A 13,406-nucleotide genomic window follows, 5' to 3' on the forward strand; every position below is an offset into this window, starting at 1 on the left:
TCTGCTCTTGGATTTTTAATTTTTTTTAGATTCATTAAAGGTGCGTTCATGTGATTCCTTTAAGCCTGCAAGCTTCTCCTCCAGAACATCGATCTGCTTACCTAAATTATTGATAACCGCTTCTGTCTGGTCTGCCTGTTTTTGAAGAATCTCAGTAGTGGCATCTACCTTGATTGTAGGCATTTTTATAGGCGGCCCTCTTGGCTTTGCAGGGCTGACATTCTTACCAGATAAAGCTGCGTTGTCTGCGGCACCGGGGGCAGCATTAACGTCAGTAAACCGGGAAAGCGCCTTTTCAATAGCAGCGCCTAAACGTTCACCTAAATTATCAATCTCGGCCCCGGCTTTCCCAAAACACTTATCCAATGCTGCATTAATTGTGCTGGCAACGTTCTGCATCGTTCCCTTTACCTGATTGTCCATGTCCTGAAACATTTTTTTCAGTATTAATGCCTACCGTCGCTTTTTCAAGACTTCCCTTCAGTCCAGTGCCAATCTTCTGGCGGCGTCTGATATTTGCCTCCCAATATCGGACTGCACCTCTAAATCTAGCCCGATTCTTCCCACGCTATCGCTCATCATCTCACCTGCCTTTCATAGAAATACGGGCATTCTATCCGAACGCCCGCTCAAATAATTCCTGTATTTCTTTCACTGCTTTTGCTTTTTCTACTTCCGTCATACCCTCTGTAGGATTATGGCGGCTTCTCCAGCTGTTCCTGATCTCATGCTGTGCTTTTGTAAACTGTTTCAGCATGTCCTTATCCTCTTCGCTACGGATACTTACGATCTGTCCTAACGGGGTCTTTGGCATGATCCCAGACAATAAGGTGCAGAACTCTTTCCAGTCCATGTCCTCTGCTTCGACAAGGCGAATATTGTACTGCATGGCAAAGGAGGATTCTATCAGCTCCCAGTCTTCGAAGATATCATACCAGGAACTAGTTTCTTTTCTTCCCTGCCTGTCTTTCCTCCCCGGCTTCAGCCTCCACTTTTTCTAAGTCCTCATTGGCAATCGCAGCCATGATAACATTGACAATAAGGCTCAGATTATCCATTGTGGGGTCCTGAGACATAATGTATTCGAAGGCTTCTTCCCCCAGAGTGATCTTGATAATAGAATCGATCTTGTCAAATTCATCCTTCTCCGGATCCTCAGTTACCGCCCTGATAAAAAGTACTGCACTTTTGCTTGTATTTATTTTATACTCGTGGTCTGCGTCAATCTTGACCGTAGGCCGTTCCTTGCCGCTCTGCAATCTTGCAACAATGTCATAAGCTCTTGCCATATCTATCTCCTCCTTATTCTCCTGCCTCAGTGCCGTTCCCAGGCGTATAAACCGGGCGGCCATCTCCAACCATGTCAAATTCTAACGGCGCTACGCTGGTGGAATCACCGCCGTAGACTGATTTCACGTCTAATACGCAATCGTATGCAAGGGTTGCACCATCTGGAAATTCAATGGATGCCTTTGTGCCACAATCCAGCCCATCTTTCCACGCTACGCTTGCTACATAATCATTTCCTGGGTCCCCGATGTTCCGTTTCCCCTTTAAACTGACCTTAAATTTTTTGGAGGTCATCAGAGATCTTGCCCATCCTTTTGTTGTCATGGGAGTCCAATCCTGGACACCACCATCAATGCTGATCTCAAAACTTTCCATGTCAGCAATCTCTTTCATATCGCTTTCTGTACTGGCCTTCCCTTTTACGCCAATTTTAAACACCAACCCGTAAACCGGAAATACTCCTAATTCTGGCATATTATCATCCTTTCTTATAATAAATCACAAAATTAATTACATGTTCATAGATGCCCTTACTATCTGTCCCGACACTCACAGGGGAGTCTGTTCGCATATCAAATAAGAACACCTCATTATCACCTACAATCCCGCATTTTCCATATAGAAGATCGTACAGTTCTTGTGCTTTTGCCTCCGCACAAACCGCATCTACTCCCCAATGGACCAGGACGGATACCGCCTTTGTATCATAGGATTTATTTTTTTAAGCCACCTATTGGAATAGGGCGGTCAGGTCCCTGTGTGGGGTATATACCGATACACTGCTTGTCGTTTCCATTAATTTTTCCAATGTACCAACAGGGACACTCTATTTTTGATTTTAAAAAAATTCTTTACATCTGTTAGTGTCATGTTATCAACCCTTTCGCATTTGCTTTCAGCCGGGCCTTAAAGGCATTTTTAAAGAAGTCTTTCTTGGCACCATCGATATACTCCTGAAGCCACTGCCCCCCGGCATTCTGGTTTTTGTCAGTCCGAAAGTTATACTCCGGATGCCAGTAAAGCCGTCTTGCATAAGGAGTATCATAAACAATTTGATACTTGGACCTGGACTTCTTTTTCATGAAGGAGCTGCGTTCCAGCTCACCAGTCTCCTTCGGGACCACCTGACTGCTTACAATGTCAGATTTTACAGCAGCAACCGCCTGTTGAATCGATGGCTCAATCGCCTCCTGGATCTCTTTCAGCTTCCCCGAATCCAGTTTGACCGTGACATTCACCTTCATTAGATCAACCTCAATTCCGTGTAATTAACTGTCCCGTCCGGGTTCCTAACTTTAAGGGCCTGCATGATAGTTCTCTCTTTCCCAAAGATCGTAGCTTCTCCCCCGCTAATTACGGGTAGATCGGGACAGATATCACCAGGATACATAGCAATTCCTGATATCTGCACTAATTTCTGATCAGTATCCATAATCATTTTAGCGGAATCCTGGTAGTTGCATTTTAAGTCCGGGAGATCTGCCGCCACCAAAGGGCCGCCTGATTCAGATAGCCCTTCTTCATATAGGACTAACGTAATATCTGTCTTACACAGCCGTTTCGGCACCAAACATGGATATTTCATAGGCTCACCTCGCTAACCGGCAGCACAAGCCCGTCTGGGAGAGTTGAGCATATACATCTCGCTTCATGGCCACGCCTTTATCTGTAAATACATTCCAGGAGCTCCCAAACTGAACCGACGCACCATTAAGGCTGTAACTGGATAGATCGTGCCAATCTCATCCGCATTCTCATACTCAAAATCGGCCTGCTGGCAGATCACTTCCTGAATGACTTCCTTCTGAAACTCGGTCAAATTGGAAAATCCCCGGCCCACAATACGATTGTAGGTCAGGGAATCAATGTGACGGCTGGCTTGTCGAAGGTGCCTTTCCAGTTCTTCCTCCGACACTGTGCTGCTTTATAGGTTCCTTTGTAATAATCTGGTGTGACATAGGGGACGTAAGCCATATTACTCACCCGCTTTCTGGTTTGCAGTTTTCCCTTTCTTTGGTGAATCCTTTTCGGCACCATCAGCCGGAATCTCTTCTGGAGTCTCTTCTGGGTTTACTGTCTGAGTCTCCATCTCATAACCATGACCAAGGAACCAATTAATCAGACGGGGATCGTCTGTCTCTCCCACACCGTTGCAAAAAGATACACTGGCGGAAATACCAGTGTACTGCTTGTTTGGAGCATATACTTTCATAAAGAACCTCCTTATTTTACTTTAATATTGCGGAATGCACCGGCTGCCTTTGAAGCCTTTAAAGCGATTGCCGCATTCATTTCCACCTCACCGGTCTTTACTGCTCCTGATGTGGTAAAGTCAGGGAGCCAGGTCTGCACCGGCGCCACTCCAGCAAAGGAAACCCCATGGAGTCCGTCTAGTGCCAGCCTTGCCGCAAAAAGGGAAGTGGTTCCTTTGGCTGTATCAATGCCTACCACCTCATTATTAGTTCCCGGCTTTGCCCCCAGGTCCACAAAGGGAATATTTCCATAAGCCTCTACATTGGTTCCCCAGTCACTCTTAGTCACCTGATACATAGACGCACGCCTTGCACATGCTCTCAGTTTAGAGATCAGTTTGGTGTTACCGGCGATGAAAGACGGTTCACCATCAAGGCCACGAAGGAATTCATCGAGCATATCCAGGAAGTGCTGGAAATTATCCGTTACCAGCTGGGACGTGGATAAATCAATGATTGATTCTCCAGCATTATACTCCGTGGAACTTCCAGCAAGAGCTTTTTCCAAACCATCAAAAGCATTACTGTCCACTGCGCTGTCACCATTGATAAAGGTATCATTAAATAACGCCTGTGCTGCCTTGATCTTCTGGGACTGCTGAAGCTCTACCTCAGATACGATACCACCCATATTGGCAATAACACGGTCAATCTGATAGGAACCACCAAATACCTTAATGTCTACAGAATGACGCTCCTTGGTGACCTCATGGGGCGTATATTCCTTGTTAATCTCACGAAACTGCGCTGTAGGCTGTGTTTTCAGTCTGGTGTAGGAATAAGTAGGGGTTGCTCCGCCTCCGGTCGGGGAAACGGCATCATCAAAAGTGATATGATCCAGAATCCAGTTGGATTTCCTAAACTCATCAATCACCCCGATCTGCAGGTCGTCCTGCACATTTTTTCTTGCTTCTTCTAACGTAATAGCCATAATTCATTCATCTCCTTAAAATTTATTTGGAAGGCATCTGTGCCTGAAGCTTTGCCTCAATGGCTGCTTTCATATCCACCTTTCCTTCATCGGTTTTTGTTGTTGCTTGGGTCTGCTGACCGGGAGCTCCAAGGGGACGGAAGCCTGTGTTTTTTGCCAGTTCGGTCTTTGTTTCCTTAAACAGAAACGGCTTGGATTCCTTGATGGATTTCAATTGCTCATCCAAACCTGTGATCTTCCCATCATCAGAAAGAATCAGCTTAGATTTATCAAACAGGCCAGCTACCAGCTCTGAGTCCTGGGCAGATTCCCCAAGCGCCAGTTTAATGGCAGTTGAAAGTTTCAGCTCCTTCATGTCTGCCTCGTTTTTCTCCATCGCCGCTTTATTCTCAACCTGCAGAGTTTCAATCTGTTTTAGCAGTTCCGCATTATCCCCGCTGTTCTTCTTTAAGTCCTCCAGCTGCTTATCCCGGTCTTTGATATCCTTTTCCAGCTGAACCTTTGCTTGATTGGCTGCGTCATAATCTGTTTTAGGTACATAAGATTCCAGTTCCTTTTTTGAAGCCTCTGCTGCTTTGGCCGCCTGCTCCTCGCTAATTCCCAATGCGATAAATTCTTCTTTTTCCATGATCTCATCCTTTCTATGCAATAAAATAACGCCCAGGATATCCCGCGCGCTTTATCAATAAAAATATTTGAATTATATCGGATCCTCTCTTATCCTGTGCATACTGCCTCCGATCTGTTGCGATGGCCGCAACTCAGAATATAAAAATACCACCAATCCGTTAATAGATCAGTGGTATTAAACAACATCGATATCAATACATTCTGCCAATTCATTAAGCGATTTCCCGCCGTAAAACGGATCACTCATAACATCATCGATATTGCCATATTCCTTTATGTCTTCGCCATGCCACGCCTGAAAAGTTGGAATGCCATTCTCCACCTCCGATGTTATCCCTGAGGGCACATTGTTGTATGAAAACACGATATCATTACAACAATCCGCAATTATTCGTTTTACATCATCTTTTTTCATAAGATATCACCATTCTCCTTTCTCTCTACTTCCGTTAATTCACGAGTGGTCTTATTACGCAAATTCTGTTCGGAATCCCAGTCATAATCATGAGCGTGCTCGCCATTTTCACCATACGGATGCTGCTTCGGGTTTCTGTGGTTCGTTGTGTGAATGTCCTTGTCTTTCAACCCCTTATCCCCGTAAATTGTCCTGACGTCAACTTTACCGTTCTTGTCAATATGATCTATTACAGATCCAGGATTTGCAGCTTTAGGGGTTCCTGAATGGCCACTAACTACTTTATCTGCTTTCAGTATACCAGAACCATGATCTTTTTCAATAGCATTCCCCTGACTTTCCTCTGTTAATCCACGTGTTTTTTCCCGATCAGGAGCTCTTCGCAATTCTGGGTGAGCTTCTAGATGTTCTTTCATCTCTTTTTGAAGTTCTATTAATTTATCGTTTGCAAATTTTGCTGTATCTCTCTGCGTTGATCCAGCTGCTATCCGCTTCCACTTTCGGATTTTTCTCTCAATTGCACGCTGTTCCTGCTCAGCAGTATAACTCTCTTTGGCCTTTTCTTCGTCTGGTACAGTAGGGAGTGTCGTTATGCCCTGAAAATACGTTGTTAGGGTATGGCGGCAATTCGGGTGCAGCAGTCCCGCTTTCATAGCTTCAGACAAAAGGGGGACTCCTAGTTCTTTCGCCTCCTCAGCTGTCCCGCGGCTGAACACATCATCGACCAGAACCTTTCCTTGCCACGGTGCACACTTAGAGCATGTATTGGCATGTGCTGACACAACTACGGTGTGTATCCCCCATTGATCTCTTAACTTTCCCTCAGCGAGAAACGTCGCCCGCTGGGAGGCGGTACGCAAAGCCATTTCCGCATAGCTGGCAATATTGACCCGCCTGCCGGTTTTATACTCAATACAATTAACTCCGGCATTTAAGAAATCCTTTGTGGCCATGTCGATTGCCTGATCTAATGTTTTGGTACCCGCAGACATGTACATTCCGGTCTTATAAATGGTCTGCCTGTAGATATCATCCATGTATCTCCAAACAGCTCCCTGTGCCTTTTCCATATCTTTTATAACCTGAGCTTTTAAATCAGCCGCCTTTTGATCGTTATCTTTTCCGGTCAAGGTCTTTTCTCCCCCTTCTGCCGGAACGTTCCTTCGGCAGTTTCTTGCATAGAATTTACTTTATCTACGTTTATATCAAAAAAGCTTTCTTCCCGCTTCGCTGGTATATCTAATTCTTTTTTTTCTACCGAAACCGGTAGTCTCAGTGACTTGCCTGCGGTACTGATCAGCCGATACAACGCCTTTTTTTGCCTTATCAAAGCTTCCTTGCAGTGTACAGTCAATAGTTTCTTTGATCTCAGAGCTGTGGTTATTTACGATATCCAGGTTTTCCTTCCTGAATTTGAAAAGGTTCCGAAGTTTTGCTTTCTGCCACATCTCCCACCGGAATCCTTCCTTCTCTTCTTCCTTCTCGTGGCGTGTCAGGTTGCGCTTAAGATTTTTGATAAGATCATGCTCTATTTCCTCAAAAATTTTTCTAAGGTTATAGGCGCTATCACTCGGTAATTCCTGTTTCTGGCGCATTGGCTGCACCCTCCATTCCATCGTAACCAGCTACGTTTGGTTCCTCGGTATTCATGATTCCAAGCTCAACCTTGATTCGCTCAATCTCCTCCACTTTTTTATCTTCCATCATGGTATCACCATACAGTTCATCTATGGCTTTTTCTATGCTCATAACACCGCTGGTCCGTGCCTTGCTGACAGTCTCTACCACGGAATCAAACCCGGGAGCTGCGTACTCTCCAAATTTGATAGAAACCTCATATTCTCCAGGAGATTTTTTCTGCATTTGGTCATAAGTCATCATAACTCTGCTGACCAGCTCTGGAATAACCTTGCAAAGCACCTTAACCAGCGTTCCTCTGGTGTGCATGGTGATTTTCTCCTTTTCCCTTTGGCTATCCGCATTGTCTGTCTTTTTCAGATCAATGCCAAGAGTAGCCGGTGATATGATGCCCTGCAGCACCAGGTCCATAAACGCTGAATAGCTGTTTAAATACGCTTCATAGGATATCTGGGGCTGGGAGACCTCAATCTTATCGCTATAGCCCTCTTTCTTGACTGCCCCGATCGTTATGTAATCATTGTCAAATTCATTCGGTTCAATCAGCTGTCCGGTGTTCGGATCCCTTGGAACCATATCCTCGGGGATATATCGGTTTACCCTCCCCTTTCTTACTGCATCAAGCCACTGGCTAATAACTTCGTCCAAAGCGTCCAGGTCGTCTGTCTTTCCTTCAAAGAGAGCTTTTCCACGTCCTTTCCACTTGCTTGATGAAAAAAATATAAGGGGGATTCCCATTATGTAGTCTCCATCAAAAGCGGTATCTTCATAAACGCCTGTCTCCGGGAGTGCTTTAAGAGGGACTTCCTCTCCTCCATCGTCAAAGAGCTTGTAGGTCACATACCCTTTTCCATAGGTCTCTTCAAGGCGGTATTCCTTTGTTTTGCTGTTTGGATAGGGATATGCTGTAGAAAAAATGAGCTCAGACAACCTGCCACGCTGGTATTTATACTCTACCCGGTCCGCTTCATAAAACTCTATGACAGGATACTGGCTAACTGGATCCAGGCTTATCTTAAAGGCACCGTCCCCAGCCGATAGGGCCCCGGCAACAGCTTCCCCTAGGAGGCCATCAAAGTCGTTTTCCTTTGCAATTTCGTTCCATAATTTCTTAAGCGTCTGCGATTCCCCTTTTTCACCGAAGCTGATATCATTAAGATCCGCTGTTATGATATCCTTAAACCGATCCACCACAATACCTACGATACCTGAATGGATCTTTCTTACTTTCCGAAATGGAACAGAAGCCCAAAACCTTGCTTTGAATATGTCGCAGTATGCCGTCTGCTTAAAGACTGTTCCAGCTCTGACGGATCTCCCCGGTACCAAATCTTATTTTTTTAGAACATTCCCCTGAAATGAAAGCGGCTCCTTAATGATCACCTGCCGTTCCCCGGCCGGTTCGATCTTAAGCAATTTGAAAAACATATCTTTAAACCAACCCATTTATGAACTCCTCCTTCTTGTTCCTATTTTGATTTCGTATGGCAGCCATGCGTACTGTACGCTGTTTACCATGTGATCGTTTTTGTCCTCCGGCGTATTGTCCTTACCTTCTAACCAGCTGTATACTTCAAGCTCCCGGATATAGTTTGCGCAAGTATCCACGATGTAGAAACATGGCTTTGCTCCTGCATCTGCAAACCAGTTTAACTGATTGGTAATACGATCAATGATCTGTTCTTTCTTCCAGGCATCATTGAAATTGTAGATGCAACCATATAAACGCTTGTGTTTTAAGAACTCTGTTATGGTTGCCTGATCCGCAGAATCGATGAAGGTATCTCTGGCAAATCCCCAATCAGTACGGTTGCGATCAAGGAAGTCGATAAAGTTACGGACCGTATCAGTAGGGGCCAGAGGTACACCCAGATCTGCGTTGTTATAAACCTTCTCGTCAAGTACATAGCAGTTTCCCCGGTTCGTGATCCCGATAAAGCTCATGGAAATGGTATCCGGCGACTTCTGGGAATAGGACGTATCCAGACCAGCAGAAAAGTGTACAAACCATTCTGTCTGATGGCGGTCGTTCTGATTCCGGATAAACTGTTTTGCATGATCCTTACTGACCACATGCTTTTTCCTGTCAAAGTTGCTAAAGATCAGGCCGGTTGCCTTACCTCTTAGGCCCTCAATCTTGTTCTTCCATATCTTCGTGCCTTTCGGCGTATTCCGGATAATGTTTTCCAGCTTCTCCTTGGATAGACCCAAATTATGGGTAAAAGAAAAGAACCAATGCACCCAGCCGGGCTTTGGTTCCCCTCGTAATTCTTCCAGTATTTCTTTCGGCGTTTCGTATTTCCAATCAGTAAGTGGCCGGGAACAGTTAATATACTCCTTGTAGATTGGCAGGTTCGGATCATCTGGGTTAAGCGTTCCCATCAGGTAATCACAACGCATGGCAGATTCCCGTACAAACTCAATATCGGCTGTATTGATCTCGTCAATGTACAGACAGCCGTACTGACCGCCCAGAGCCTTCTGCCATTTCTTCTTATCCCCATAGCCCATTACATAGATGATCTTATCGCCACCGGAAGTATGGAAGAGAATGTGGGGGATCTTATCATCTTTGGTTCCGTTTCCGTTGTACTCAGCCAGAACGCCAAAATCATCTATGATTCCAAGATCCTTATTAATGATATTCTTTTCAGCAGTACCGGTATCCTTTGCCGCAATGATGTGCAGCTTCTTGGGGCTTTCTGCTACCTTAAGCATGAACTTAAACAGACCTACCGTAGTCTTACCCGCAGCCGTAGTCCCTTCAAGAAACTCCACAGGAGCATCACATTTAAGAAATGCTTTGTACTTCTCTGACAAAAGAAGGCGTTCATCACTCATTATCCACCACCGCCACGCATTTGCTTAATCAGATCATCAAGCTTGGTCTTCTCAGTCTCCAGGGTACCGGATACCTCCAGCTTATCCTTAAACATTCCCAGGTGCCGCCCGATCAATTCCAGAGCCTTGCCTTTATCATTCAGCTTGATTTCAATACCGTTTGCCCCTTCTTTGATTCCGGCAATGGCTCCCATCTTATCTCCCGGCATTTCAGCTGTGGACTTCACCTGCACTGCATTATAGCTTCCTTGGTTTACAATCGTCACAAAGTCTGTGACATCCGCAAAGCCGATCTTGGCTAATTCCTTTAAAACCATGTCCTGGGTAATCTCAGTACGCTTTTCTCGGTCTTTCATGCGCTTTTCAACATAAACGGCAACGTTAGCATTTGTTAGCATTCGGCTACTGTTTGCTCTAGCTGTTTCATCCTTCTTAACCCTAGGATACGCCACCTTGTAAGCCCTGGTGGCATTAAGATCAATCAGGTATTCATCTGCAAATATTTTCTGTTTGGCTGTTAATGCCATCAGTCTCACCTCACCTTCCAATCTGGCTGTTTTTTACATTAAAAAAGAGACGGGGGTGACCGCCTCTTAGTTTTACCTATTTATTATCGCTAAAATTATGATAATTGCCGCTATAGGCGCAAAGTAACAAAGAAAACCTATAACATACATACGTTTTCCCCTTTTTGCTTTTCTTCCATTATACACCAAAATTGCCAAAAAGAAAAGAGGCGGAGTGGTCACCTCTTAAGATGTTACGCGTAACCTTTAACTGCTCTTACTTCTCCATCACCATAAATTACTGTGTATTCATTATGACAATGTTGGCAATAGCCATGAGTCTTATGCTTGCTAAGATCTGCTCTGTAACGTGAGACTAATTTCTTAGGACACCACGGACATTTTACTTCACGATAATCTGCCATAACTTTTCCCCCTTCCTTTTCCCCATCATACACCAAATTTTCCCAAAAGAAAACACCCATCGACCAAATTTCGACAGGTGTTTTTTTAAGGAAAGGGAGGCGTCAGGTGCCTCCCTTTATTTAAATAATATGTCTACGCTATTTTTCCCTAATAGGTATTCCAAAAGGGTTTTTCTCCTATGAAAAGCTCCACTTACATCTTCTTTATAATTAGAAATCAACATATGATCTAACATTTTCAATACCTTTTGCATCCTTATGTAATACTTATTCTTATCCTTAAATTCTCTTTCACTCTTAATACATGCATTAAAAGTATATGACAAGTCATTATCCAGTACTTTACTGCCATGTATGTACCCACATGCTGTAACATACTCATTTCTAATTAAAGAAAGATCAAACCCACTGAAGTTAAATGCTTTAGATTTTATTTCTTGAAATATCTTTTCAGTTACGTGGTCTTGCTCAACTGTTTTATTAGTTATTAACCTAAGATAATTTTCAATAATAGAGCGTTCGTTGACATACATATAGCGATATTCACCCTTGATAATGCTAATGACATAATAGTAACAATCAGAAACTAAAACTTTATAAAACCTTCCGATATCATTATTTTGGCACATATACTTATAAAAAAATAATGTGCTTTGAAATTACTGAAAAAAAGTCTTTATCAGACTGATTTATAATAATCTTGTTTTCTTCTGCAAAACCTTGTAATGTTAAAATGAACTGGTTAATACTTAATTTAATTTGATCAATTTCGTAATATGTCATATCGTCTTTCATAATTATTTAATCCATCCATCAAATTGGTTCTTTTCAACTTTGATTCTCTTCTCTTCTTTTTCCAACTCAATCTCTTTATTTATAAAATTAAATAATCTTTTCTTATAGGCATTGTAATCCTTATCTTCACTTCGAGAAATGATTTTACAGCAACGGGCAACCATTAAAGTTCTAGATTTCATAACATATCCTTTGTATCTAACCATAAATATATCAGCCAAAAATTTTTCTATCTCGGAGTTTTTTTGCAAATAATTCCTTAGACATTAATAGTTCAGCTACTATACCTATCGTTTTATACTTGGGTACTATGCTATTTTTCAGTTCATTCCGGTATAGCACCAGATCTTTATACATAATTACCCCTCCATCTTTTTCTCGTTTATGTCTATTCTCTGCAAAAACTCTGAACAGATAGCTTCAATATCTTCTCTAGGACTTTTATATTTAGTCGGCAAAGTCCCCCCCATACCATATTGTATGTTATTGGCTACTGCCATAGAAGTAGAAAATATATCTATGTCGTTAACTGCGCGCTTACTTTCAAAACTATTTTTAATTTTAAGTTGCTTAGGTGATAGTTCCTTACTTACCATGGTGTAAACAAGTCCTAAGCATTTTAAGCTGATCCTTTCTTCACGGATCAAATTATTAACTGCTTTTTGCAGTGAGTCAATTCCAACAATTGAGTATCTGTCGATTCTATTTGGTATCAAGTAATAATCTGAAGCCATTAAAGCGCTGTCAGTGTAAATAGTCAACGTTGGAGGACAATCGATAATAATAAACTCGTATTTATCTCTCAACTTATTTTCTTCTATAAAATTACAAATCCTGCGAACAAAAGTATGGTCACTAACCTTATTAACTAATACTAAATTTAGATCACCACACAGTAAATCAAGATTTTGACTCAAATTTATCACTAAATCCTCTGCTTTGGGAGTTGAATAACCTTGCCTCATATCGATTTGAGGCATAAAAAGCCTATATATTGTTTTATTATTACTCAGCACTTCTTCACTGTAAAAATTAGCTTCACTTTCAAGTGCATCTTCATAACCATTTCTTTTATAAGTATCAAGCATTGCTTGCGTACTGTTAAACTGTGGATCTGCATCTATAAGAAGCATGGAATGTCCTTGCTTGCTAGAAAATCTGCTATACCTAAACTAAGAGTGGTTTTTCCAACTCCGCCTTTCATGTTTATTAATGAAACAACTTTTCCCTGCATAATAGTATCCCCCAAATGTTTTCTTTCATTTTATATCATATTATTACTTTTTTTCAACATAAAAAGGCCCCTAGCTATAAGCCAGATGCTTTAAATACCCGGAAAATGTCTTGGGAGAGTATAAACCGGGCTAATCAGCTGCCAAACTGTTACACCTGGCAGCCGTAGGGATGTCACTATTTTGTGTATTCAAGAACCACGTAGCCATACAGCCTGAATAAAGTCCGCTATTGTTTAAAAAGTGATATAAAATGTTGCCAGTTGCGTTACTATAATACATATTTACAGCAGCAGTTAATCGATTTGGCTCATTGTAAGATACAGGAAATACAATCTGCATTGAATTATCATTGTGAGTTAAATTTCCAAACAGATTGATTAATTGCTTAATTTTAAGTTCAGAAACATTTGCAAATAAAAGCCCGTTGCCGCTTTCGTTAGCAAGCTTT

Annotated in this window: 21 protein-coding genes; all 21 read right to left on the reverse strand. The window is 42.5% G+C overall.

What is annotated here, in order from left to right; translation table 11 throughout:
* Positions 1-15 precede the first annotated feature (15 nt).
* A complete protein-coding gene (locus JCM10519_RS21620) occupies positions 16-435 on the reverse strand; it encodes a hypothetical protein (RefSeq protein WP_054741762.1) in 420 nt (139 codons plus the stop codon).
* 178 nt (positions 436-613) lie between these two features.
* A complete protein-coding gene (locus tag JCM10519_RS21625) occupies positions 614-985 on the reverse strand; it encodes a Gp15 family bacteriophage protein (protein WP_054741764.1) in 372 nt (123 codons plus the stop codon).
* The gene (locus JCM10519_RS21630; protein ID WP_054741766.1) at positions 942-1,289 is read right to left on the reverse strand and encodes a hypothetical protein; all 348 of its coding nucleotides are present in this window, start codon (positions 1,287-1,289) and stop codon (positions 942-944) included. Before JCM10519_RS21630 ends, JCM10519_RS21625 begins: the two co-directional genes overlap by 44 nt.
* A gap of 13 nt (positions 1,290-1,302) precedes the next feature.
* The gene (locus JCM10519_RS21635) at positions 1,303-1,764 is read right to left on the reverse strand and encodes a hypothetical protein (protein ID WP_054741768.1); all 462 of its coding nucleotides are present in this window, start codon (positions 1,762-1,764) and stop codon (positions 1,303-1,305) included.
* 4 nt (positions 1,765-1,768) lie between these two features.
* The gene (locus JCM10519_RS32835) at positions 1,769-1,975 is read right to left on the reverse strand and encodes a minor capsid protein (RefSeq protein ID WP_347845098.1); all 207 of its coding nucleotides are present in this window, start codon (positions 1,973-1,975) and stop codon (positions 1,769-1,771) included.
* A 181-nt stretch (positions 1,976-2,156) separates the two neighbouring features.
* Entirely contained in the window at positions 2,157-2,534 is a 378-nt protein-coding gene (locus tag JCM10519_RS21640) for a minor capsid protein (protein WP_054741770.1), read from the reverse strand.
* Complete coding sequence (locus JCM10519_RS21645; protein ID WP_054741771.1) at positions 2,534-2,875, reverse strand: hypothetical protein; 342 nt, start codon at positions 2,873-2,875, stop codon at positions 2,534-2,536. The genes JCM10519_RS21640 and JCM10519_RS21645 overlap by 1 nt, the downstream gene beginning before the upstream one ends.
* Before the next feature lie 63 nt (positions 2,876-2,938).
* Entirely contained in the window at positions 2,939-3,205 is a 267-nt protein-coding gene (locus tag JCM10519_RS21650) for a hypothetical protein (RefSeq protein ID WP_347845090.1), read from the reverse strand.
* 60 nt (positions 3,206-3,265) lie between these two features.
* A complete protein-coding gene (locus tag JCM10519_RS21655; protein WP_054741773.1) occupies positions 3,266-3,502 on the reverse strand; it encodes a hypothetical protein in 237 nt (78 codons plus the stop codon).
* An 11-nt stretch (positions 3,503-3,513) separates the two neighbouring features.
* Positions 3,514-4,473: a major capsid protein gene (locus JCM10519_RS21660; RefSeq protein ID WP_054741775.1), complete on the reverse strand. Its 960-nt coding sequence runs from the start codon at positions 4,471-4,473 to the stop codon at positions 3,514-3,516.
* Between the two features lie 22 nt (positions 4,474-4,495).
* Positions 4,496-5,101, reverse strand: coding sequence for a phage scaffolding protein (locus JCM10519_RS21665; protein ID WP_054741776.1), 606 nt, complete (start codon positions 5,099-5,101; stop codon positions 4,496-4,498).
* Between the two features lie 177 nt (positions 5,102-5,278).
* Positions 5,279-5,518: a hypothetical protein gene (locus tag JCM10519_RS21670; RefSeq protein WP_054741777.1), complete on the reverse strand. Its 240-nt coding sequence runs from the start codon at positions 5,516-5,518 to the stop codon at positions 5,279-5,281.
* The gene (locus tag JCM10519_RS21675; protein WP_054741779.1) at positions 5,515-6,648 is read right to left on the reverse strand and encodes a phage minor capsid protein; all 1,134 of its coding nucleotides are present in this window, start codon (positions 6,646-6,648) and stop codon (positions 5,515-5,517) included. The genes JCM10519_RS21670 and JCM10519_RS21675 overlap by 4 nt, the downstream gene beginning before the upstream one ends.
* A gap of 75 nt (positions 6,649-6,723) precedes the next feature.
* The gene (locus JCM10519_RS21680; RefSeq protein WP_054741781.1) at positions 6,724-7,113 is read right to left on the reverse strand and encodes a hypothetical protein; all 390 of its coding nucleotides are present in this window, start codon (positions 7,111-7,113) and stop codon (positions 6,724-6,726) included.
* A complete protein-coding gene (locus JCM10519_RS21685; RefSeq protein ID WP_347845091.1) occupies positions 7,085-8,350 on the reverse strand; it encodes a capsid protein in 1,266 nt (421 codons plus the stop codon). The genes JCM10519_RS21680 and JCM10519_RS21685 overlap by 29 nt, the downstream gene beginning before the upstream one ends.
* A 252-nt stretch (positions 8,351-8,602) precedes the next feature.
* A complete protein-coding gene (locus tag JCM10519_RS21690; protein ID WP_054741783.1) occupies positions 8,603-9,997 on the reverse strand; it encodes a terminase in 1,395 nt (464 codons plus the stop codon).
* Positions 9,997-10,524 carry a terminase small subunit gene (locus tag JCM10519_RS21695; RefSeq protein ID WP_054741797.1) on the reverse strand — a complete coding sequence of 176 codons (528 nt, stop codon included), beginning with the start codon at positions 10,522-10,524 and terminating at the stop codon, positions 9,997-9,999. Before JCM10519_RS21695 ends, JCM10519_RS21690 begins: the two co-directional genes overlap by 1 nt.
* Before the next feature lie 520 nt (positions 10,525-11,044).
* Complete coding sequence (locus JCM10519_RS21700) at positions 11,045-11,461, reverse strand: hypothetical protein (RefSeq protein ID WP_054741787.1); 417 nt, start codon at positions 11,459-11,461, stop codon at positions 11,045-11,047.
* Between the two features lie 264 nt (positions 11,462-11,725).
* A complete protein-coding gene (locus JCM10519_RS21705; RefSeq protein WP_347845092.1) occupies positions 11,726-11,905 on the reverse strand; it encodes a hypothetical protein in 180 nt (59 codons plus the stop codon).
* Between the two features lie 177 nt (positions 11,906-12,082).
* On the reverse strand, positions 12,083-12,856 hold the full coding sequence (locus JCM10519_RS21710) for an AAA family ATPase (protein ID WP_347845093.1): 774 nt from the start codon (positions 12,854-12,856) through the stop codon (positions 12,083-12,085).
* 231 nt (positions 12,857-13,087) lie between these two features.
* Positions 13,088-13,406: hypothetical protein (locus JCM10519_RS32840; protein WP_347845094.1), on the reverse strand; the 319-nt coding region annotated here is incomplete at its 5' end.

The organism is Clostridium sp. NkU-1 (assembly GCA_001312405.1).